The organism is Paraconexibacter algicola, from assembly GCF_003044185.1.
Lineage (GTDB): Bacteria > Actinomycetota > Thermoleophilia > Solirubrobacterales > Solirubrobacteraceae > Paraconexibacter > Paraconexibacter algicola.
In genome coordinates, this window is sequence record NZ_PYYB01000002.1 from 488,994 (window position 1) to 508,759 (window position 19,766).

General features: G+C 74.4%; 24 protein-coding genes. 7 read left to right on the top strand and 17 right to left on the bottom strand.

Features of this window, described 5'->3' with window-relative positions; all coding sequences use genetic code 11:
* Nucleotides 1-2: 2 nt before the first annotated feature.
* From lysS to C7Y72_RS16300, 4 genes are all read right to left on the bottom strand, one after another.
* Entirely contained in the window at nt 3-1,472 is a 1,470-nt protein-coding gene (lysS, locus tag C7Y72_RS16285; protein WP_107570231.1) for a lysine--tRNA ligase, read from the bottom strand.
* Complete coding sequence (gene greA / locus C7Y72_RS16290; protein ID WP_107570232.1) at nt 1,469-1,951, bottom strand: transcription elongation factor GreA; 483 nt, start codon at nt 1,949-1,951, stop codon at nt 1,469-1,471. The genes lysS and greA overlap by 4 nt, the downstream gene beginning before the upstream one ends.
* Nucleotides 1,952-2,074: 123 nt before the next feature.
* Nucleotides 2,075-3,091: a tRNA dihydrouridine synthase gene (locus C7Y72_RS16295; protein WP_154734790.1), complete on the bottom strand. Its 1,017-nt coding sequence runs from the start codon at nt 3,089-3,091 to the stop codon at nt 2,075-2,077.
* 28 nt (nt 3,092-3,119) lie between these two features.
* Nucleotides 3,120-3,887 (bottom strand): type III pantothenate kinase, encoded by a 768-nt coding sequence (locus C7Y72_RS16300; RefSeq protein WP_107570234.1) that lies wholly within the window; start codon nt 3,885-3,887, stop codon nt 3,120-3,122.
* Nucleotides 3,888-3,910: 23 nt separating this feature from the next.
* Here C7Y72_RS16300 and C7Y72_RS16305 point away from each other — a divergent pair, with 23 nt between their 5' ends.
* On the top strand, nt 3,911-4,660 hold the full coding sequence (locus tag C7Y72_RS16305; protein WP_107570235.1) for a glutathione S-transferase family protein: 750 nt from the start codon (nt 3,911-3,913) through the stop codon (nt 4,658-4,660).
* On the opposite strand, the gene C7Y72_RS16310 is transcribed toward C7Y72_RS16305, so the two are convergent.
* Entirely contained in the window at nt 4,618-5,493 is an 876-nt protein-coding gene (locus C7Y72_RS16310; RefSeq protein WP_107570236.1) for an alpha/beta fold hydrolase, read from the bottom strand. The genes C7Y72_RS16305 and C7Y72_RS16310 overlap by 43 nt on opposite strands.
* Nucleotides 5,494-5,572: 79 nt before the next feature.
* Between C7Y72_RS16310 and C7Y72_RS16315 the strand changes: the two genes are divergently transcribed.
* From C7Y72_RS16315 to C7Y72_RS16325, 3 genes are read left to right on the top strand one after another with little or no spacing between them, the layout of a single operon-like run.
* Complete coding sequence (locus C7Y72_RS16315; protein WP_199223988.1) at nt 5,573-6,196, top strand: TetR/AcrR family transcriptional regulator; 624 nt, start codon at nt 5,573-5,575, stop codon at nt 6,194-6,196.
* Nucleotides 6,193-7,512: an AAA family ATPase gene (locus C7Y72_RS23425; RefSeq protein WP_107570238.1), complete on the top strand. Its 1,320-nt coding sequence runs from the start codon at nt 6,193-6,195 to the stop codon at nt 7,510-7,512. Before C7Y72_RS16315 ends, C7Y72_RS23425 begins: the two co-directional genes overlap by 4 nt.
* 11 nt (nt 7,513-7,523) lie before the next feature.
* On the top strand, nt 7,524-7,862 hold the full coding sequence (locus tag C7Y72_RS16325) for a hypothetical protein (protein WP_146175415.1): 339 nt from the start codon (nt 7,524-7,526) through the stop codon (nt 7,860-7,862).
* A gap of 3 nt (nt 7,863-7,865) precedes the next feature.
* Here the strand turns inward: C7Y72_RS16325 and folK are convergent, their stop codons facing one another.
* Genes folK through folP form a run of 5 tightly spaced genes read right to left on the bottom strand, consistent with a single transcriptional unit; the run spans nt 7,866 to nt 10,890 of the window.
* Entirely contained in the window at nt 7,866-8,387 is a 522-nt protein-coding gene (gene folK / locus C7Y72_RS16330) for a 2-amino-4-hydroxy-6-hydroxymethyldihydropteridine diphosphokinase (RefSeq protein WP_107570240.1), read from the bottom strand.
* The gene (locus tag C7Y72_RS16335; protein WP_107570241.1) at nt 8,384-8,776 is read right to left on the bottom strand and encodes a nuclear transport factor 2 family protein; all 393 of its coding nucleotides are present in this window, start codon (nt 8,774-8,776) and stop codon (nt 8,384-8,386) included. Before C7Y72_RS16335 ends, folK begins: the two co-directional genes overlap by 4 nt.
* Nucleotides 8,777-8,795: 19 nt before the next feature.
* Complete coding sequence (locus C7Y72_RS16340; protein WP_107570242.1) at nt 8,796-9,620, bottom strand: acyl-CoA thioesterase; 825 nt, start codon at nt 9,618-9,620, stop codon at nt 8,796-8,798.
* A 5-nt stretch (nt 9,621-9,625) separates the two neighbouring features.
* Nucleotides 9,626-10,096 carry a dihydroneopterin aldolase gene (gene folB, locus C7Y72_RS16345; RefSeq protein WP_233243906.1) on the bottom strand — a complete coding sequence of 157 codons (471 nt, stop codon included), beginning with the start codon at nt 10,094-10,096 and terminating at the stop codon, nt 9,626-9,628.
* A complete protein-coding gene (gene folP / locus C7Y72_RS16350) occupies nt 10,093-10,890 on the bottom strand; it encodes a dihydropteroate synthase (RefSeq protein WP_233243907.1) in 798 nt (265 codons plus the stop codon). The genes folB and folP overlap by 4 nt, the downstream gene beginning before the upstream one ends.
* A gap of 129 nt (nt 10,891-11,019) precedes the next feature.
* Here folP and C7Y72_RS16355 point away from each other — a divergent pair, with 129 nt between their 5' ends.
* Entirely contained in the window at nt 11,020-11,304 is a 285-nt protein-coding gene (locus C7Y72_RS16355; RefSeq protein WP_107570243.1) for a hypothetical protein, read from the top strand.
* 24 nt (nt 11,305-11,328) lie between these two features.
* Here the strand turns inward: C7Y72_RS16355 and ftsH are convergent, their stop codons facing one another.
* The 7 genes from ftsH to C7Y72_RS23805 form a co-directional block, all read right to left on the bottom strand.
* On the bottom strand, nt 11,329-13,329 hold the full coding sequence (gene ftsH / locus C7Y72_RS16360; protein ID WP_107570244.1) for an ATP-dependent zinc metalloprotease FtsH: 2,001 nt from the start codon (nt 13,327-13,329) through the stop codon (nt 11,329-11,331).
* Between the two features lie 155 nt (nt 13,330-13,484).
* Complete coding sequence (gene hpt, locus C7Y72_RS16365) at nt 13,485-14,012, bottom strand: hypoxanthine phosphoribosyltransferase (RefSeq protein ID WP_107570245.1); 528 nt, start codon at nt 14,010-14,012, stop codon at nt 13,485-13,487.
* Between the two features lie 26 nt (nt 14,013-14,038).
* On the bottom strand, nt 14,039-14,980 hold the full coding sequence (tilS, locus tag C7Y72_RS16370; protein WP_107570246.1) for a tRNA lysidine(34) synthetase TilS: 942 nt from the start codon (nt 14,978-14,980) through the stop codon (nt 14,039-14,041).
* Nucleotides 14,981-15,838, bottom strand: a complete 858-nt coding sequence (locus C7Y72_RS16375; RefSeq protein WP_146175416.1) for a hypothetical protein — start codon at nt 15,836-15,838, stop codon at nt 14,981-14,983.
* Nucleotides 15,831-17,027, bottom strand: coding sequence for an adenylate/guanylate cyclase domain-containing protein (locus C7Y72_RS16380; protein WP_107570248.1), 1,197 nt, complete (start codon nt 17,025-17,027; stop codon nt 15,831-15,833). The genes C7Y72_RS16375 and C7Y72_RS16380 overlap by 8 nt, the downstream gene beginning before the upstream one ends.
* Nucleotides 17,024-17,446: a hypothetical protein gene (locus tag C7Y72_RS16385; RefSeq protein ID WP_107570249.1), complete on the bottom strand. Its 423-nt coding sequence runs from the start codon at nt 17,444-17,446 to the stop codon at nt 17,024-17,026. Before C7Y72_RS16385 ends, C7Y72_RS16380 begins: the two co-directional genes overlap by 4 nt.
* 20 nt (nt 17,447-17,466) lie before the next feature.
* Nucleotides 17,467-18,060: a hypothetical protein gene (locus C7Y72_RS23805; protein WP_199223989.1), complete on the bottom strand. Its 594-nt coding sequence runs from the start codon at nt 18,058-18,060 to the stop codon at nt 17,467-17,469.
* A gap of 25 nt (nt 18,061-18,085) precedes the next feature.
* On the opposite strand from C7Y72_RS23805, the gene C7Y72_RS16395 reads away from it, so the two are divergent.
* The gene (locus C7Y72_RS16395) at nt 18,086-18,880 is read left to right on the top strand and encodes a phosphorylase family protein (protein ID WP_158276892.1); all 795 of its coding nucleotides are present in this window, start codon (nt 18,086-18,088) and stop codon (nt 18,878-18,880) included.
* Complete coding sequence (locus C7Y72_RS16400; protein WP_107570251.1) at nt 18,877-19,758, top strand: DMT family protein; 882 nt, start codon at nt 18,877-18,879, stop codon at nt 19,756-19,758. Before C7Y72_RS16395 ends, C7Y72_RS16400 begins: the two co-directional genes overlap by 4 nt.
* Nucleotides 19,759-19,766: the final 8 nt, after the last annotated feature.

The window sequence follows — 19,766 nt, forward strand, 5'->3', positions numbered from 1 at the left end:
CCTCAGTCGCGCATGGCCGGGAAGAGCACGACCTCGCGGATCGAGCGCTGCCCGGTCATGAGCATCACGAGCCGGTCGATGCCCAGGCCCAGGCCACCGGTGGGCGGCATGCCGTGCTCCATCGCCTGGACGAAGACCTCGTCGTAGGGCTGGGCCTCCTCGTCGCCCTCGCCGGCGAGGCGGACCTGCGCCTCGAACCGCTCGCGCTGGACGTCGGGGTCGTTGAGCTCGGTGAACGCGTTGGCGATCTCCATGCCGCCGCAGAAGGCCTCGAACCGCTCGGTGAGCCCCGGCTCGGAGCGGTGCGCCTTCGCGAACGGGGAGATCTCGACCGGGTAGTCCATGACGAGCGTCGGCTGCTGGAGCGTCGGCTCGACGTACTTGGACAGCAGGTCGTCGACGAGCTGCGGCCACGTGAGGTCGGCGGTGGGCAGGTCGACCCGCTCGGACCGCTCGACGGCGGTGCGCAGGGCGGCCGCGTCGCGGTGCTCGAGGATGTCGATGCCGGTCTCGTCGCGGATCGCGCCGACGAACGTGACGCGCCGCCACGGGGCGCCGAACTCGAGCTCGCCCGTGTAGCCGACCGCCTCGGCGACCGCGCCGACGATCGCCTCGAGGCGGCGTGCGGCGTCCTGGTAGTCGGCGTAGGCCTCGTACCACTCGATCATCGTGAACTCGGGGTTGTGCTTGAAGCTCACGCCCTCGTTGCGGAAGTCCTTGCCGAGCTCGTAGACGCGCTCGAGGCCTCCGACGATGCACCGCTTGAGGTACAGCTCGGTGGCGATCCGCAGGTAGAAGTCGCGGTCGAGCTGGTTGTGGTGCGTGACGAACGGCCGGGCCATCGCGCCGCCGTAGAGCGGCTGCAGCATGGGCGTCTCGACCTCGACGAAGCCGTCGTCGTCGAGCATCCGGCGCACGGTCGAGATGACCTTCGCCCGCGTCAGGAAGATCGCGCGGGACTCCTCGTTGGCGATCAGGTCGAGCTCGCGGCGGCGGAAGCGGGTCTCGACGTCCTGGAGGCCCGCGTGCTTGTCCGGCGGCGGACGCAGCGACTTCGCCAGGACGGTGAAGCCGTCGACGCGGAGCGTGAGCTCGCCGCGGCGCGACATGAACGCGGTCCCGTCGATCCCGAGCAGGTCGCCGAGGTCGAGGCCGAGCAGGCGCTCCATGAGCTCGGGGCCGAGGACGTCGAGCTTCGCCTGCAGCTGGATGCGGCCGCTGCGGTCGACGAGGTCCAGGAACGCCATCTTGCCCTGGCCGCGCCGGGCCGCGAGCCGCCCGGCGACCCGGTGGGTGCTGTCGGTCTCGGCGCCGTCCTCGAGCCCGGCGTGCGCCGCGCGGACGTCGCCGATCGGCTCGACGTCGGGGAAGGCGTGCGGGAACGGCTCCACGCCGTCGGCGCGGAGCTGGTCCAGCTTCTGGCGGCGGACGGCGAGGAGCTCGGCCTCGGTACCGCCCGCGGGCTCGGTCAGAGCCCGACCTCGATCTTGGTGATCTTGAGCTTGCGCGCCGGGCCCTTGGGCACCTGCACGGAGACGACGTCGTTCTTCTTGTGGCCGATGAGCGCCCGGCCGACCGGGGACTCGTTGGAGAGCTTCATCTCGGCCATGTCCGCCTCGGCGGAGCCGACGATCGTGAAGGTCTGCGACTTCTCGGTCTTCTCGTCCTTGATCGTGACGACCGAGCCGATGCCCACGACGTCCTTGGAGACCTCGTCGGCGTCGATGACCTGCGCGGAGCGGAGCTTCTCCTCCAGCGCGAGGATCCGCGACTCGAGCATCGCCTGCTCGTTCTTGGCGTCGTCGTACTCCGAGTTCTCGGAGATGTCCCCGAACTCCCGCGCCTCCTTGATGCGCTCGGCGACCTCGCGGCGCTTCTCGGTCGAGAGGTGCTCGAGCTCCTCCTTGAGCTTCTCGAGGCCTTCGGGGGTGAGGATGACGTCCTTCGGCATGGGGCTACCTGGCTTCGCGGATTCCACCGGCCCTCAGGGCGACAAAAACCCCGCACCTGGCGGGGTTCGCCGTCCCGACGTGGGCCGGGCGAGCGGCGGAGTATAGCGAGTGCGTCAGCGGCCTCAGGCCGCAGCCGCCGCGGCGTCGCGCAGGGGCGCGAGGACGGCTCGCGCCTCCTCCACCGTGCTGGTCTGCTGGAGCGCCTGCTGCAGCGCCGTGCCCTCCCCCAGCGTGGTCACGTACCAGGGGTAGAACTTGCGCAGGTAGCGGCCGCCGCGGTCGGGCCCGAGGTGCTCGACCGCGCGATCCATCACCCAGTCGAGCTCGTCGAGGACCTCGGCGCGGGTCGGGGGCTCCTCGCGCAGGCCGAGCACCTGCGCGAACAGCCACGGGTTGCCCAGGCAGCCGCGCGCGAGCATCACGGCCTCCGCGCCGGTGTACTCGAACGCCGACCGGATCGAGGCGACGTCCTGCAGGCCACCGGTGAGGATCACCGGGGCGGGCAGCGTCTCCACGAGCTCCCGGGCGAGGTCGTAGTCCGGCACGCCCTTGTGGTGCACCTGCGCCGAGCGCGGGTGGAAGGTGATCGCGGCGACCCCGGCCTCGGCGACGAGCCGGTGGGCGAGGTCCAGGCCGCTGCGGTCCCCCTTGCGCTCGCCGGAGCGCAGCTTGACGGTGACCGGCAGGCCGCTGCCCTCGCGGGCCGCGGTGGCGACGGCGACCGCCGTGTCGGGGTCCTTGAGCATCGCGGCGCCGGCCCCGGTCTTCATGACCTTCGGGACCGGGCAGCCCATGTTCAGGTCGATGATGTCGACGCCGCCGACCCGCGCGACCGAGGCGGCGGCCGAGCGCATCACGTCGGGGTCCTGGCCGAACAGCTGCAGCGAGGTGACCCCGCCCGAGCCGTCGGTGCCGACGCGACGCTCCTCGGGGTGGATGCGCAGCATCTCGGTGCAGGTCTTCTCGTTGCCGTGGTGGATGCCGAAGCTCGACACCATCTCGCTGACGGCCATCCCCGCCCCGTAGCGCTTGGCCTGCAGGCGCACGAACCAGTTGCCGATGCCCGCCAGCGGCGCGAGCATCACGCGGTTGGGGACGTGCACGCCCCCGAGCTCCCAGCTGTCCGTCAGGCTCCGCATCACCACGGATGATGCCAAGCGGCGCGCCTCAGGCGTTGCGCGCGTGCAGCAGCCGCAGCCCCTCGAGCGTGAGCAGGTCGTCCTGCTCGTCGATCGAGCGGCAGTACGGCACGACGGTGCTGGCCAGCCCGCCGGTGGCCAGGACCGGCGCCGTCGCCTCGAGCTCCTCGTGGATGCGCTCGATCAGGCCGTCGACCGCCGAGGCGTAGCCGTAGATCACGCCCGCCCGGATCGCCTCGACCGTCCCCTTGCCGATCGCCCGGCGCGGCGGCACGAGGTCGATCCTCGGGAGCTTCGCGCCGCGCGAGGTCAGCGCGTCCAGCGAGATCTCCACGCCGGGCATCAGGACGCCACCGACGTACTCGCCCTCGGCGCTGACGACGTCGAAGTTCACCGCCGTGCCGAAGTCGACGGAGATGCACGGGCCGCCGAGCCGCTCGAACGCGGCGACCGCGTTGACGAGCCGGTCGGCGCCGAGCTCGCGCGGGTTGTCGATCTTGATCGGCATGCCGGTGCGGATCCCGGGGCCGACGGCGAGCATCTCGTGACCGAGGTAGTGCCCCGCCATGCGCACCCACTCGGGCTCCAGCTGCGGGACCGTCGAGGAGACGATCGAGGCGCTGAGGTCGGCTAGTCCGACCCCGCGCAGCTCGAGCAGGTTGCGCAGCGCCGCCCCGAGCTCGTCGGCGGTCGACGAGCGCACGGTCGCGAAGCGCCAGTGCTCGACGAGCTCGCCCTGCGGCGAGTAGGTGCCGAAGTGCGTCTGCGTGTTCCCGACGTCGACCACGAGGAGCATGAGGCCGACAGTATGCTCGCCCGATGCCGAACAAGCTCTTCATGATCGACGGCTCCCATCCGTGCGCGACGGTCGAACGCGCCCTGACGATGAAGGGCATCCCGTACAAGACGGTCGAGCTGGTGCCGCCGCTGCACGCGCCGGTCGCCAAGGCGCTCTTCGGCGTGCGCACCGTCCCGGCGATGACGTTCGAGGACGGCCTGAAGGTCAGCGGGTCCCGCGCGATCCTCGCCGAGCTCGAGCGCCGCGTGCCCGAGCCGTCGCTGTGGCCGACCGACCCGGAGCGCCGCGCCGCGGTCGCCGCCGCCGAGCGCTGGGGCGACGAGGTGTTCCAGTCGATCCCGCGGCGGATCCTGTGGCCCGCGTTCCAGCGCAACCCCAAGGCGCTGCCGTCCTTCACCGAGAACTCGAAGATCCCGGCCCCCGGCGCGGCGCTCGTCGCGGCCGCCCCCGTGCTGACGCGGATCGAGCGGCGGATGAACGGCGCGACCGACGCGGCGACGCGCGCCGACCTGCTCGCGCTCCCCGCGCACCTCGACCGCATCGACGCCTGGATCGCCGACGGCACGCTCGGGGGCGAGCCGCCGAACGCCGCGGACCTGCAGATCCTGCCGTCGGTCCGACTGCTGATGACGATCGGCGACGTCGCCCCGCTGATCGAGGGCCGGCCGGTCGCCGATCTCGTGCGCCGGGCGCTGCCCGCCATCGGCGGGCACGTCCCGGCCGGGACCTACCCGGCCGAGTGGCTGCCGGCGCCGGCCGCGGCGACCTGAGCCGCGGCGAACGCCCGGATCTCGTCCGCGAGCCGCTGCGGCTGATCCCACGCGACGAACGTCTTCGCGTCGGGGATCTCCACCAGCCGCGCGTCGCGGCAGGCGTCCCGCAGGCGCCGGGCGAGCCCGATCGTGAAGAAGCGGTCGGCCGGGGCCCAGGCCAGCAGGACGGGACCGTCGAAGCGGTGCAGGCGCGTGGAGGCCTCGACCAGGTCGCGGGGCCAGGCGGCACGCAGGAACGTCATCGTTTCGCGGCGGATCGCCCGGTCGGTGAGGAACGGCTCGCTCCACGCGCGCAGCAGCTCGTCCGGGATCCGCGTGCGCGCGAGCGTCCCGAGCGCGATGTGGCGGCCCAGCCGCAACCGCATGGGCGCCAGCGCCACCTCCACGCCGCCGGGGACGCGCTTGAGCAGGTGGACGAGGTTGAACGGCGCGGGCGGGAACGTCTCGAAGCCATCGCAGTTGGTCAGGACCAGCCGGCCGACGCGGGACGGGCGCTCGTCGAGGACGAACTGGCAGATCGCGCCGCCGGTGTCGTTGCCCACGAGCGTCACGTCCTCGAGGTCGAGCGCGTCGAGGAGTTCGAGGACGAGGCGGGCGACACCGCGCGGAGAGAGCGCGGCGTACGTCCCGATCGGCGTCCGGTGCGCGCCGAGTGGCAGGTCGGGGCGGACCACGCGATGGTCGTCCGCGAGGGCCTCGGCGGTCGCCTCCCACAGCCGGGAGTCGACGAGGAAGCCGTGGACGAACACGACCGCGGGGCCATCGACGGGACCGTCGTCGTGCACGACGAGGGGGCCGGACGGGAGCTTCAGGGTGGACGGGTGGCTCATGGGTGTCTCCTGGTTCCGGTAGCGTCACGTTGATGCGTACAAGCTGTACGGAAATTACATACAGACAGTCTGCATGTCAATGAGCGGCGCGTCGGACCCTGCCCCGACCAAGCACGCGGCCCGCTCCGCGGCGACCCGGTCCGCGCTCATCGCTGCAGGCCGCGAGCTGTTCGCCACCCGCGGCTACGCGGAGGTCGGGACCGAGGAGATCGTCCGGACCGCCGGGGTGACCCGGGGGGCGCTCTACCACCAGTTCGCCGACAAGCGCGAGCTGTTCGCCGCCGTGTACGAGGAGATCGAGGCGGAGCTGACCGCCCAGCTCGCCCCCGGCGCCCTGGAGGCCGCCCGGACCGGCGACCCGCTCGACGCGCTCGGCGCGGCCGCCCGGGCCTTCTTCGCCGGCGTCCGAGACCCCGCCGTCGAGCGGATCGCCCTGGTCGACGCACCCGCCGTGCTTGGGTGGGACCGCTGGCGCGCGATCGGGCTGGCCCACGGCCTCGGGCTCACCGAGACCGTCCTGCAGGCCGCGATCGACGCCGGGGTGCTCGCACCGCAGCCGACCCGCCCGCTCGCGCACGTGCTGCTCGGCGCGCTCGACGAGGCGGCCCTCTACGTGGCCCGTGCCGCGGACCCGGACGCGGCCGCCACCGAGGCGATCGCGGTCGTGGACGCCCTCATCGCCGGACTTCGCCGACCCGCATGAGCGTCCAGCGCCTGCGCGGCTACCTCGCCACCGCCGCCACCGCCGCGCGCGAGGGCCGCGACGCCGACGCCCTCGCCGCGCTGCGGCTCGCGCAGGACGCGGCCCGGACGCTGCCGGCGACCGCGCCCGAGCGCGCCGAGCTCGCCGTGGCGCGCGCGGAGCTCGCGCAGCGGGCCGGGGATCCGGCCGCGGCGGCCGCCGCCTTCGCGGAGGCCTGCGAGGTCGACCGCGCCGCCTCACGGGTCGACGGACTCGCCGTCATCCGGCGGCTGCGCGCCGCGCTCGCCACCGACGCGGCCGGGGACCGCGACCGGGCACGGGACCTGGCCGACGAGGCGGTGCGGCTGTCCGCCGGTCTCGGGGACGCGCTGCGCGCCGAGGCCCGCACGGTCCGCGACCGGCTCGAGGGCGGCCCGCCCCCGGCGCCCGTCCGGCGTGCGGCCCCGCCGGCCACGCCCGCCGCGCCGGCGCCGGACCCCGCGACGGTCGAGGACCTGCTCGCCGAGCTCGACGGCCTGATCGGCCTCGCCGGTGTCAAGGCCGAGGTCCGCCGCCTCGTCGCGCTCGCGCAGGTCGCGCAGGCCCGCGGCGCCGCCGGCCTGCCCGTCGGCGTGCGCACGCGGCACCTCGCGATGGTCGGCGCGCCCGGCACCGGCAAGACGACCGTCGCCCGCATCGTCGGGCGCCTCTACGGCGCGCTCGGCGTCGTCGGCAGCGGGCACCTCGTCGAGGTCACGCGCGCCGACCTCGTCGCGGGGTTCGTCGGGCAGACCGCGCAGCGCACGAACGCCGTCTGCGACCAGGCGCTCGGCGGCGTCCTGTTCGTCGACGAGGCGTACAGCCTCGTGTCCGGCGGCCAGGAGGACTTCGGGCGCGAGGCGCTCGCCGAGCTCGTCAAGCGCATGGAGGACGACCGCGACCGGCTCGTCGTCATCCTCGCCGGCTACCGGGACGAGATGGAGACGCTGATCGCCGCCAACACCGGCCTGCGCTCGCGGCTGCAGGCGACGCTCGAGTTCGCCGACTACGACGCCGCCGAGCTCGCCGCGATCTTCGACCGGGTCGTGGAGCGCGACCACTGGACGCTCACCGCCGGCGCCCGCGAGCGCGCGCACGCCGCCCTCGCCGCCCTGCACGCCGACCGTGGCGCCGACTGGGCCAACGCGCGCACCGCGCGGAGCTTCTACGAGCGCTGTCTCGCGCACCAGGCGCTGCGCGTGACCGCCGACGGCGTCGTCGCGGGCCCGGACCTGGACACGATCGACGAGCAGGACGTGCCCGACGGTCCCGGGTGGGCGACCGGGCCGGGTCGGTAGCCTTCGCGTCCGTGCCGACGTTCCAGGGCCTCGAGTTCGACTACGCGCTGCACCTGCTCCCGCCCGGCCGCATGGGCTTCAGCCGCTGGCGCTGGGAGCTGTGGCACGGCAGCACGCTGCTGGCCACGGGCTGGCGCACAGACCGCGGCGCCGCCGTGCGCGCCCTCCAGGGCCACGGGGCGCGCGTCGCGCTGCGGATGTTCGGCCTGCGGCGCGAGCCGCCCGCGCCCGCGACGCTCACGCGCGACCTCGCGCCCGGCCGGGCGCTGAAGGTCGAGCTCGGTGCCGTCAGCTTCACGCTGATGCCGCGCGGCCTGGACCGGGACCTCGTCCCGGTCGCCGCCGGCTGACGCTCAGCCGGCCGGCGGGACCTGCAGCGGCGCGCCCTCGCGGCGCACGCCCTCGTCCAGCGGCAGCGCGGCGAGCGCCTGCGCCAGCGACGCCCCGTCCGGGGTGCGCAGCTCGAGGTCGAGCTCCAGCAGCGGCACGAGCACGAAGCGGCGCGAGGTCACCTGCTCGTGCGGCAGCGTCAGCCGCTCGCTGCGGTACGGGGCGTCCCCGAGCAGCAGCAGGTCGACGTCGATCGGGCGCGGCCCGTGACGCACGTAGCCGTCCTCCCCGGCGAGGATGCGACCGAGCTCCCGCTCGACGGCCTTGCACGCGTCGAGCAGCGCCTCGGGCGCGAGATCGGTCTCGATCCGCACGCACGCGTTGAGGAACGACGGCTGGTCGAGGACCTCGCCGACCGGATCGGTGTCGTAGGTCGAGCTCGCCGCCGTGACCGTGACGCCCTGTGCGGGCAGCAGGTCGACCGCCCGCTGCAGGTTGCCGCGCCGGTCGCCGACGTTGGAGCCCAGGCCGAGGTAGCCGGTCACGCGCCGGTCCCCTGCTCCTGGAGCGCGGCGAGCGCGCGGCCCATGCCCTCGACGACGGCCTGCAGGCCGCTCAGCGGGCGGATCATCACCGTCAGTTCCGTGACGAGGCCGTCCGCGCCGACGGTCAGCAGGTCGACGCCCTCGATCTCGCGGTCGCCGACGGTGGCGCGGAAGCGGAGCACCGCGCGGTCGCCGTCGTGCAGCTCGTCGACGTAGCGGAAGTCCTCGAACACCTGCAGCACCCCGGCGAGCACGAACGCGGTCGCGTCGCGGCCCGCGTAGGGCTTGTGGACCGCCGGGGAGCAGAAGACGACGTCGGGCGCCAGGGTGGCGACCAGCGCCGCGTGGTCGTGGGCCACGACGGCGTCACGGAAGGCGAGCGTGCTCATGCGCAGACCCTCTCACGTCTCAGCGGTCGCGTCGCGCCCGCAGCAGCGCCAGCTGCCGGCCCTGCACCAGCAGCGTGCCGTCGGGCGCCCAGATCTCGGCGTCCTCCTCCGACAGTCCGTCCCGGGACGTCCCGGAGCGGTAGCGGCCGATCAGCGGCGTCGCCGGGTCGAGCGCGAGCGCGACCTCGGGCGCCCGGAAGTGGACGGTGAGGTCGAGGGTCGGCGCGCCCGCGACCGCGTCCAGGCGGCACCACGGGGCGGGCAGCCAGGCGTCGACGAGCAGTGCCAGGACCCCGGCGTCGTAGGCCACCGGGTTCGCGAGCCGCACGTAGCCGCCGGTGAGCGCCTCCGGGGCGAGGCTGAACGGCGGGTGCCCGAGGCCGTAGCGGATGTCGAGGCGGTGGGCGATCTCCGGGGCCTGCTCCGGGAGGTCCCCCGCCGGGAGCGCCGCGTAGGGCGGCAGCGTCGGCGGCGCCGTCGCGTAGTCGGCGGCCGGCGGGAACGGCAGCGAGAGCGCCGCGAGCGCGAGGATGCAGAGGTCGTCGTCCTGCACGAGCCGCGCCGTGACCGTCGTGACCGACCGGCCCGACCGCTCGACGGTCACGTGCACCTGGGCGTCGCGGTCGACCGCCGGGGAGCGCAGGTAGTGCAGCGTGATCGACCGCAGGTGGCGTGCCGGGTCGGCGACCTGCGCCTCGATCGCGTGGATGACGATCGCCGCGATGTAGCCGCCGTTGGGCCCGACCGGCGCCGACCAGCTGGGCGTCACGAATGCGCGGTAGCGGCCGTCGCCGAGCGGCTCGACCGCGGAGTCGCGGCCGAAGTGCGGGTCCTCCCCGGCCATCGCGGCTAGCGCTCGCGCGCGGTCCGCCAGACCTCGACGCTGACCTCGTCGACGGGCAGCGCGATCGGGGGCTCGGGCTTGGCGGCCTTGACCGACACCTCGTCGGCGGCGAAGCGGTCGAGGAGCGCGTCGGCGATCGCGGAGCAGAGCCGCTCCAGCGTCTTGTAGGAGCGCTGCTGGGCCACGAGCGCGCAGACGTTGCAGACCTCGCCGTAGTCGACGGTGTCGTCGACCATGTCGGTGACGGTCGCGTCGCACTCCCCGACCTCCATGCGGATGTCCAGGACGAGCCGCTGGCCGATCTCGCGCTCCGCGGCCGTGACCCCGTGGTGGGTGTACAGCGACAGGCCGCTGACCTCGATGGTCACCTCGGTCTGCGGGCCGCCCTCCTCGTCGAAGTCGTGCTCGTCGAGGTCGTCGTCGTCCAGGTCGTCCTCGAGGTCGTCCTCGTCGGGCCCGTGCTCGTCGCTGATCACCGCGGCAACGTAGCAGCCGCCACGGTGAGCGCGTCCACGTGCTCGGCGACGTCGTGGACGCGGAAGACCGACGCACCGCGCTCGTACGCCAGGACGTTCGTGGCCAGCGTGGCGGCCACGCGCCGCGCGGGTTCGTCGCGGCCGGTCAGGCGGCCGAGGAACGACTTGCGCGACGTGCCCACGACCACGGGGAACCCGAGCGTGCAGAACGCGTCGATGCGTCGCACGAGCTCGAGGTTGTGCTCGATCGTCTTGCCGAAGCCGATGCCGGGGTCGATCTGGATCCGGTGCTCGGCGACCCCCTCGCCGACCGCGAAGGTGATGCGCTCCTCCAGGAAGGCGAGGATGTCGTCGACGACGTCGTCGTAGCGGGGGTCGCGCTGCATCGTGCGCGGGTCGCCGAGCATGTGCATGAGGCAGCAGTCCACGCCGCGGTCGGCGACGAGCCCGGCGAGCTCGGGCTCGGCGCGGAACGCGGTCACGTCGTTGACGTACACGGCCCCGGCGTCGAGCGCGGACTGCGCGACGTCGACCTTCGACGTGTCGATCGAGACGCGCGCGACGCCGTCCGCCGCCAGCGCGGCGACGACCGGCCCCACGCGCCGCAGCTCCTCGCCCGCGTCGACGGCGGCCGCTCCGGGCCGCGTCGACTCGCCGCCGACGTCGAGGATCGCGGCGCCCTCGGCCGCGAGCCGCCGTCCGTGCGCGATCGCGTCGCGCTCGTCGAGGAACGCGCCGCCGTCGCTGAACGAGTCGGGCGTCACGTTCACGATCCCCATGACGGTGAAGGCCACGGCCGGATCCTGCCACGTCGCCGCGGCGTCCGGATTCCGTCCGGACGGTCGGAGATGGTGCGGGTCGGAGCCGGTCCCCGTCCGTCCGGTCGCGGCGTGCCGCGACGAGCAGAAAGCAGATCAGCGCCCGTGCACACCGTCGCCCTCGTCCTCGCCACCACCGCCGTGGTCGGCCTGCTCACCGCCGCCTCGCTGGGCGTCGCCCGCGTCGCCGACGCGCTGGCGCCGTCCGCGCAGGAGCCCGCGGCCGTCCCGGCGGCGCGGGTGGCCTCGGCGACCGGCACGTGGGACGGGATCGAGCGGCGGACGGGCGTGGACCGCCGCTGGCGCGCCGACGGCGGGCCGGGCGCGGGCGGCGAGCGTCGTCGCGGCGGGCGCCGAGCGACCGACCACCCGCAGGTGCGGGTGGCCTGAGCCGGGCCGGGCGGCCGCCGGACGCTAGAGCAGCGGCTTCTCGGGGCTGTCGAGGCCGCGCGCCTCGACGCCGCCACCCGCGAGGCCGGGACGCGGCAGCGAGCGCGGCGCGTCGCGACGCTCGGGGGTCGAGGACGCGGTCGGCGTGGAGTCCGCCGGCGGCTCGACCTCGTCGGGCCCGAAGACCTCGAGCTCGGACTTGCCCTCGAGCAGCGCCACGAACTCGTCGCGCTCGATCGTCTCGCGCTTGAGCAGCAGCTCGGAGATCGTCTCGAGCGACTCGCGGTGCTCGTTGAGGAGGTCCTTGGCGCGCTGGTGCGCGGACTCGACGATCCGGCGGATCTCCGCGTCGATCTCCTTGGCGATGTCGTCGCTGTAGTCGGGCTCGGAGCTGAACTCGCGGCCGAGGAACGGCTGGCCGTGGTCGTGACCGAACACGCGCGGCCCGAGCTTCTCGCTCATGCCGAAGCGCATGACCATCTGCTTGGCGGTCGCGGTGACCTTCTGCAGGTCGTTCGACGCACCGGTCGTGATCTCGCCGAAGACGATCTCCTCCGCGGCGCGACCGCCGAGCGTCATCGCCATCGTGTCGAGCAGCTCCGCACGGGTGGTGAGGAACTTGTCCTCGCCCGGCATCGAGATCGTGTACCCGAGCGCCTGGCCGCGGCTGACGACCGAGATCTTGTGGACCGGGTCGGCGTGCTCGAGGAAGTGCCCGACGAGCGCGTGGCCCATCTCGTGGTACGCGGTGACGAGCCGCTCCTTCTCGCCCATCACCCGGGTCTTCTTCTCGGGACCGGCGATCACGCGCATGATCCCCTCCTCGAGCTCCACCTGGGTGATCTCGCGCTTGCCGGTGCGGGCGGCGAGCAGGGCGGCCTCGTTGACGAGGTTCGCGAGGTCGGCGCCGGTGAAGCCCGGGGTCTGGCCCGCGAGCGTGTCGGTGTCGATCTCCTGCGCCAGCGGCTTGCCGCGCGTGTGGACGTCGAGGATCTTCGCGCGGCCCTTGCGGTCGGGGCGGTCGACCATGATCTGGCGGTCGAAGCGGCCCGGGCGCAGCAGCGCGGGGTCGAGGATGTCGGGACGGTTGGTGGCCGCGATGAGGATGATGTTGTCCGTCATCGTGAAGCCGTCCATCTCGACGAGCAGCTGGTTGAGCGTCTGCTCGCGCTCGTCGTGACCGCCGCCCATGCCGGCGCCGCGGTGGCGGCCGACGGCGTCGATCTCGTCCATGAAGATGATGCAGGGCGAGTTCTGCTTGGCCTGCTCGAACAGGTCGCGCACGCGGGACGCGCCGACGCCGACGAACATCTCCACGAAGTCCGAGCCGGAGATCGAGAAGAACGGGACCCCGGCCTCGCCGGCGACCGCGCGGGCCAGCAGCGTCTTGCCGGTGCCGGGAGGGCCGAACAGCAGGACGCCCTTGGGGATCCGGGCGCCGAGCGCCTGGAACTTCTTCGGGTTCTCGAGGAACTCCTTGATCTCGTGCAGCTCCTCGACGGCCTCGTCGGCGCCGGCGACGTCGCGGAAGGTGATCTTCGGCGAGTCGACCGACATGCGCTTGGCGCGGGACTTGCCGAAGGACATGACCTTCGAGCCGCCACCCTGCATCTGGTTCATCAGGAAGATCCAGAAGCCGATGAAGATCAGGAACGGCAGGACGTAGGTCAGCAGCGACAGCCAGCCGTTGCTCTTGCGGCCCTCGACGTCGAAGCTCTGGAGCTTGCCCTCCTGCACCGCGGCGGTCAGCTGCGCCTCGAGGCGCTCCGCGTTGCCGTCGGTGAAGCCCGTCTCGCCCTTCTTGGCCTGGTCACGGCCCGGGGACTCGCGCAGCTCGTACTTGAGGACGTTGTCGCGCGTGCGCAGGTCGACCGTCTTGACCTGCCCGGCCTCGATCTTCGTGATCAGCTCGGAGTACTGGAGCTTCGCGGGCTCCTCCCCCGGGCTGATCAGGCGCTGGGCGAAGAACGCCAGCACCACCACGATCAGGATCGGGAATGCAGCGCTCTTGAAGAACCGGCTCATACGGCGAGAACCTCCGCCGCGAAGGCGGCGTGTGGACGTCGTGCGTGGTGACGCAAGGTCCCCGATCCTACCACGGTGCTCTCGGGGCCAAGCCGGGTGGGGCGGGTCTCGGGGCTGCGCATCTTCAGGGAATACGCGGCCCGGCGCCCCGTGGCCTACACGTTCAGCGAGGCGACGTACGGGAGGTTGCGGTACCGCTCGGCGTGGTCGAGCCCGTAGCCGATGGCGAAGCGGTCCGGGATCTCGAAGCCGACGTAGCGGGCCTCGAGCTCGACCTTGCGGCGCTCCGGCTTGGTCAGCAGCGCGCACACCTCCAGCGAGGCGGGCTCGCGCGCACCGAGGTTGCGCAGCAGGTACTGCAGCGTCAGGCCCGAGTCGACGATGTCCTCGACGATCAGGACGTGACGGCCGTCGATCGCGCGGTCGAGGTCCTTGATGATCCGCACGACGCCGCTGGAGTCCGTCGCGCTGCCGTAGCTGGCGACCGCCATGAAGTCGACCTCGCAGGGGATGTCGATCCGGCGCATCAGGTCGGCGAGGAAGAACACCGCGCCCTTCAGGACGCCGACGAGGAGCGGGTCGCGGCCCTCGTAGTCCCGCGAGATCTCCGCCCCGAGGTCCCGCACGCGCTGCGCGAGGGCGTCGGGCTGGACGAGGATCTCGCCGATCTGGGGGTCGCGCATGGCGCGGAGGATAGGGCGGCGGGCGGTCAGCGGGGCGGGAGCGGCGGCGTGCGGCCGATCCGCAGCACCCCGTCACGGACCTCGGCGCGCGCCCCGTCGCCGAGGTCCAGCGCGCCGTCCCGCAGCGCCAGCAGCTCGTCCAGGCGCCCGGGCGCGCGGGCGCACAGGCCGCCGGTGGCCGCCTCGGCCAGGTGGCGCACGACGAGCCGCGCCAGCGCCGGAGGGGCGGCGGTCAGCCGCGAGACGGCCACCGCGTCCTGCCCGTCCAGCAGGCCGGCGACGGCCGCGTCGAGGACCGCGGCCTCGTCGCGCAGCAGCTCCACGGTCCGCAGGACGTTCTGCTCCGCGGCCGGATGGACGGCGCGCAGCGCCGGCACCAGCCCGTGGCGCACGCGGCTGCGCGCGAACCGCGGGTCGTCGTTGCCCGGGTCGTCGCGGACGGCGAGCCCGCGGGCGGCGCAGTACTCGCCGGTCTGCTCGCGGGTGACCGCCAGCAGCGGGCGCGCGACGACGGTCCCGCGGGCGGGCATCCCCAGCAGCGCGCGCCGGCCGGGCGAGGCGGCGAGCCGGTAGAGCACGGTCTCGACCTGGTCGGAGGCGGTGTGGGCGGTCACGGCCGCGAGCGCGCGGACCGCCGCCTCCCGGCCCGCGGCGGCGTACCGCTCCTCGCGCGCCCAGGCCTGGACGTTGCCCGCCCCGGTCCCGGGCGGGGTGAGGCGGTGCACGGTCAGCCCGACCCCGAGGGTCCCGCACAGGTCCGCGCAGTGCTCGGCGTCGGCGGCGCTGTCGGGCCGCAGCCCGTGGTCGACGTGCAGCGCCCGGACCCGGTCCGGGCCCGCGAGCGCGACCGCGACGTCGAGCAGGCAGACCGAGTCGCGGCCGCCGCTGAGCAGCACCAGCGCGCCGTCGGCCAGGAGCCCCGTCGCGTCGGCGAGCCGGCGGACCCGGTCGACGACCGTCGCGGCCATCTAGGGCGCGCCGACCCCGAACGCCCCGCGCACCCGCGGCGGCACGGCGCCGCGCATCGGCCCGGGCAGCCGCCGCAGCGGCGCGCCCGCGGTGGCGCGGACCCCGGTGAGGTCGCGGCCGGTCGGGCGCGCACGCAGCTGCACGCTGCCGCGCCCGCCCCCGGCGATCCGCACCCGCGCGACGAGCAGCTCGACGCGCCCGTCCGGACCGATGTCGACGCCCATCTCGGCGCTCTCGGGCCCGCGCCCGCGCCGGGCGGGATCGCCACCGGTGACGCTGCCCACGAACGACCGCAGGTCCTGCAGGAGCGCGACCGCGTCGGCCTCGCCCTCCAGCCGGTCGGTGTCGGCGTCCGGGCCCGCGACGCGGGAGAGCTCGCGCGGCCACACCGTCGGGTTCAGCGTGTCGCGGTCGTAGGGCGCCAGGACGAACGGGCTGTCGAGGACCCGGCGCGGGAGGCGCGACGCGAAGGTCACGCGCCGGCCGACCTCGGCGGGAATCGGCTGCGTCGCCGTGCGGCCGACCCCGACCGAGACGACGTCGTCGCGGGCCGCGCTCTCCACGACGTACGGGTCGCGCCCGGCGATGTCGACCTCGTAGGTCGCCCGCCACGCCCCGGACGGCCGCGGGGTCGTGCGGGCGTCGACGACGAGCTTGACGATCCGCCGCCGGCCGCCGGGCTCGCGCAGCGCGACCCGCAGGTCGTAGGCGTCGGCGATCGGGACGCGGGCCAGCGCCTCGGTCAGGCGCGCCTGGTCGTCCGCGCCGGCCCCACCGCAGCCCAGCACCGCCCCCGCGGCCCCGACGGTCAGGACCACGCCGCCCAGGACGAGCCGTGAACGTGCGGTCTCAGTCATCGTCGGCCACCCGGGCCAGGAACAGCTCGGTCGGCTCCTTGAAGCCCTTGAGGCGGACCTCGCCGATCAGCTCGAACTCCAGGTGCGAGCCGGCCTGCTCGACGACCGAGCGGGTGACGATCACCTCGCCGCCCGCGGAGCGCGCGGCGACACGGGCGGCGAGGTTGACCTCCCGCCCGTAGTAGTCGCCGTCGCGGTAGAGCGTCTCGCCGTAGTGGATGCCGATCCGCGGCAGCGGCCGCTCGGCCACGAGCGTCTGGAAGCCGACCGCCCAGTCGGTGAGGGCCGCCGGGTCGCTGCCGACGACCATGACCTCGTCGCCGATCGTCTTGATGACGCGCGCGTCGTCCGGGAGCGTGTGCTCGACGTTCTCGACGAACCGCTCGACCGCGCTGACGGCCTCCTCCTCCCCCTCCTCCTCGGTCAGGCGGGTGTACCCGGCGAGGTCCGCGAACGCGATCGCGACGCGCAGCCGCCCGAGGTCCAGCGGCTCGCTGTCGCCGAAGTCGCTCTCCAGGTGGCCGATGACGTCCTGCTCGACGAAGTGCTGCAGGAAGCGGCGGTGGACGTGGTCCATCATCGGCGAGGCGAGCGGCAGCAGCTCGCGCGCGAGCCCCTCCATCTCCTCGGCCATCTCCAGGCCGGGCACGCCGTCGCGCATCAGCGGCTCGTGCACGTAGAGGTGGAACAGCCGCACCTCGGCGTCCGCGACCTGGGCGAGCGCCTGACCGTAGACGCGCGACATCTGCAGGAACGCGACGAGCGGGAAGCCGGCCGCGAGCACCGCGGCGCAGTAGCGCAGGAACTGGAGGTCGTCGGCGCTGATCTGGCGCAGCGCGTGGGCGTTGAAGCCGACGGTCGAGTAGATCCGCTCGATGAGGGCGGGCTCCAGGCCGGTCTCGCGCGCGGCCTCCTCGAGCGTGTGGTCGGAGGTGGCCGGCGGCAGCAGGTCCTCGATGTAGCCGAACGCGAGACGTCCCTGGGCGGTGGCCTCGCGCAACTGGGCGAGGCTGTGCCCGCGCTCCCGCATGCGGGCGACGAGCCGGGCGTGCGAGATCGCGGCGGCCGTCCAGACGCCGTCGGTCGGGCCCGGGACGACGCCGGTCTGCACCCAGCGGCGCAGGGTGGCGGCCTTGACGCCCGCCCGCCGGGCGACCTCGGCCAGGGTGATCCGCTCGGGCTCGCTCACGCGACCAGGTGCGGGTACTCGGCGGCCAGGATGTCGCGGTAGCGGGCGTGCACCGGCTTGGTCAGCGGCACGAGCGCGAGCGCCGCCCGGAGGTCGCCCGCGGTGCGGATGCGCCGCCGGGCGATGGCGACCGCGATGTTCTCCTTGCCCTGGAAGTAGCGGTTGGCGATCTCGGAGTCCATCGCCATCTCCACGCGCGGCGTCCAGTCGACGTCGTCGGACCACTCCCACACGAGGTGGTGGTCCTCGTCCGGCCGGCCGGCGCGGATGTTCACGACGAGGCCCAGATCGGCGTACTCGTGACGCTGCGGCACGTCCGCCGCACGCAGCCGTGGTCCCATCTCGGGGTCGTCGCGCATCAGCGCGAAGACCCGGTCCATGACCGCGCGGAACTCCTCGGTCGAGGCGAACGCGCCCACCGTCGCGTGAACCCCCGGGACTACGAGCTGCTCGTCGACGCGGGCGGCGTGGTGCCGCCGTCGGTCTTCGTGGCGGTCGACGTGCGGGCGGCGGGCTTGGCCGCCGGCTTGGCGGGCGCGCGCCGGGCGGCGGGCTTGCTCGCGGCGGGCTTGGTCGCGGCGGGCTTGCTCGCCGCAGGCTTCGCGGCGGCGCGCTTGGTCGCGGCAGGCTTCGCGGCGGCGGGCTTGATCGCGGCAGGCTTCGCGGCGGCGGCACGGCGCGGCGCGGGCTTCGCCGCGGCCGGCTTCGCGGCGGCCGCCGGCTTGCGCGCCGGCGCGCGACGGGCGGGCGCCGGCTTGGCCGCGGCGGCCTCGAGCGCGGCGACCTTCTCCTCCAGCGCGGCCACGCGCTCGGTCAGGCGCTTGACCTCGTCGCCCGCGGCCGGACGCAGCTCCTCGAGCGCCTCGCGGACCCGGGTGGCGGCGTTGGCCAGCTCGTCGGCGAGCGCGTGGGCGCGCTCGCGGGTCTCCTGCGCGCCCTCGGCGGTCACCTGCGCGGTGGCCTGGAACGCCTGGTCGACCGCGGTCCGGACCTGCTCGGCGCGGCTCTTGCTCTTCTTGTTCTTCTTGGCCACGCCCCGCAGACTATCCTCCCTCGCCGTGCCGGTGCCAGGGATCCACGTCCACCCGACCACGGAGCTCGCGCCGCGCGTCCTGCTCCCGGGGGACCCGGGCCGCGCGCTCGCGCTCGCGCAGCTGCTGCTCGACGGGCCGAAGATGTTCAACCACCACCGCGGCCTGTGGGGCTACACCGGCCCCGCGGCGGACGGCGAGCTGCTCACCGTCCAGGCCACCGGGATGGGCGGACCGAGCGCCGCGATCGTGCTCGAGGAGCTGATCGACATGGGCGTCACCGAGGCGATCCGGGTCGGCACGTGCGGGGCGCTCGTGCCCGAGCTGGCGCTCGGCGAGCTGGTCGTCGCCGCGGGCGCGCTCGCCGCGGACGGGACCAGCCGCGCGCTGGGCGCCGACGGCGTCCTGCCCGCCGACCCCGGGTACGTCGCCGCGCTCGCGCAGGCCACCGGCACGACCCCGCGCGTGGCGGTCAGCACCGACGTCTTCTACGAGCGCGACAGCTCGACGACGCCCCGCTGGCGCGCCGCCGGGGCCGACGTCGTCGAGATGGAGGCCGCCGCGCTGCTGCGCGTCGGGGAGCTGCGCGGCATCCGCGTCGGCTGCGTGCTCGCGGTCAGCGACCGGCTCGCCGACGGTGGCCGCGAGCGGCTCGACGCCGACGGACTCGTCGCCGCCGGCGCCGCGCTCGGGCACGCCGCCGTCGCCGGGCTCGGCATCCCGCCCCTCGAAGGCGCGCCCGCCCGCGGCCTCGTCGACCCCGAGCTCGAGGCGCAGAAGGCCCGCCGCGAGCGCGCCGCCGCGACGGACGGCGCCGGGTGAGCCTCTCCGTCCAGCTCGGGCTCGTCCTGTCGGTCGCCACGGCGTTCGTCTCGATCCTCGGCTTCCTCTTCAAGCACCGCGGCGCGATCCACGCGCCCGAGGTGCAGTGGCGCACCCCGATCGCCTCCACCCGGGCGCTGTTCGCCAACCGCTGGTGGACGATCGGGATCCTCGTAGCCATGGGCTCGTGGGTCTTCCACGTCGCCGCGCTCGCGCTCGCCCCCATCACCCTGGTGCAGACCGTCATCGCCGGGGGTCTCGTCCTGCTGACCGTCGTCGCGGACCGCCTCTTCGGCCTCGAGGTCCGCCGGCGCGAGTGGATCGGGGTCGCGCTCACCGCGGCGGGCCTCGCGATCCTCGCCGCCACCCTCGGCGGCGAGGCCGCCGATAGCGCCCACAGCGACTACGAGGGCGCGACGCTCGCCCTGTACGTCGGTGGGCTGACCGTGACGTCCGGTGTCGCGATGGTGCTCGCCTCCCGCATCCCCCGCCACGCCGGCGTGATCCTCGCGGCGGCCGCCGGGCTGCAGTGGGGCGGCTCGGACGTGTCGATCAAGGCGCTCACCGGCCACCTCGAGGACGACGGCCTGCTCGTGCTCGTCCACCCGCTCGCGCTGGTCATCCTCGTGCTGTCGCTGATCGGGCTCGTCGTCTCCGCCCGGTCGCTGCAGATCGGCGACCCGGTGCCGGTCATCGCGGTGACCTCGGCGGCGGCGAACCTCAGCACGATCACCTCCGGCCTCGTGGTCTTCGGCGAGCCGCTGCCGGAGGGGACGCTCGGCGTCGTCCTGCGGCTCGCGGCGTTCGCGCTCGTCATCGGTGCCGCGGCGCTCACGCCCGCGCCGATGCCCGTGCACGAGGAACGCGCGGCCACCTGACCGTCCGC

What these genes read in the sequence shown, in the direction of transcription:
- C7Y72_RS16310 (WP_107570236.1), bottom strand. Translation starts at nt 5,493, where the DNA reads ATGAGCCACCCGTCCACCCTGAAGCTCCCGTCCGGCCCCCTCGTCGTG.
- C7Y72_RS16375 (WP_146175416.1), bottom strand. Translation starts at nt 15,838, where the DNA reads ATGACTGAGACCGCACGTTCACGGCTCGTCCTGGGCGGCGTGGTCCTG.
- C7Y72_RS16305 (WP_107570235.1), top strand. Translation starts at nt 3,911, where the DNA reads ATGCCGAACAAGCTCTTCATGATCGACGGCTCCCATCCGTGCGCGACG.
- C7Y72_RS16295 (WP_154734790.1), bottom strand. Translation starts at nt 3,091, where the DNA reads ATGCGGAGCCTGACGGACAGCTGGGAGCTCGGGGGCGTGCACGTCCCC.
- C7Y72_RS16300 (WP_107570234.1), bottom strand. Translation starts at nt 3,887, where the DNA reads ATGCTCCTCGTGGTCGACGTCGGGAACACGCAGACGCACTTCGGCACC.
- tilS (WP_107570246.1), bottom strand. Translation starts at nt 14,980, where the DNA reads ATGGCCGCGACGGTCGTCGACCGGGTCCGCCGGCTCGCCGACGCGACG.
- greA (WP_107570232.1), bottom strand. Translation starts at nt 1,951, where the DNA reads ATGCCGAAGGACGTCATCCTCACCCCCGAAGGCCTCGAGAAGCTCAAG.
- C7Y72_RS16315 (WP_199223988.1), top strand. Translation starts at nt 5,573, where the DNA reads ATGAGCGGCGCGTCGGACCCTGCCCCGACCAAGCACGCGGCCCGCTCC.
- C7Y72_RS16335 (WP_107570241.1), bottom strand. Translation starts at nt 8,776, where the DNA reads ATGAGCACGCTCGCCTTCCGTGACGCCGTCGTGGCCCACGACCACGCG.
- C7Y72_RS23425 (WP_107570238.1), top strand. Translation starts at nt 6,193, where the DNA reads ATGAGCGTCCAGCGCCTGCGCGGCTACCTCGCCACCGCCGCCACCGCC.
- hpt (WP_107570245.1), bottom strand. Translation starts at nt 14,012, where the DNA reads ATGCGCGACCCCCAGATCGGCGAGATCCTCGTCCAGCCCGACGCCCTC.
- ftsH (WP_107570244.1), bottom strand. Translation starts at nt 13,329, where the DNA reads ATGAGCCGGTTCTTCAAGAGCGCTGCATTCCCGATCCTGATCGTGGTG.
- C7Y72_RS16340 (WP_107570242.1), bottom strand. Translation starts at nt 9,620, where the DNA reads ATGGCCGGGGAGGACCCGCACTTCGGCCGCGACTCCGCGGTCGAGCCG.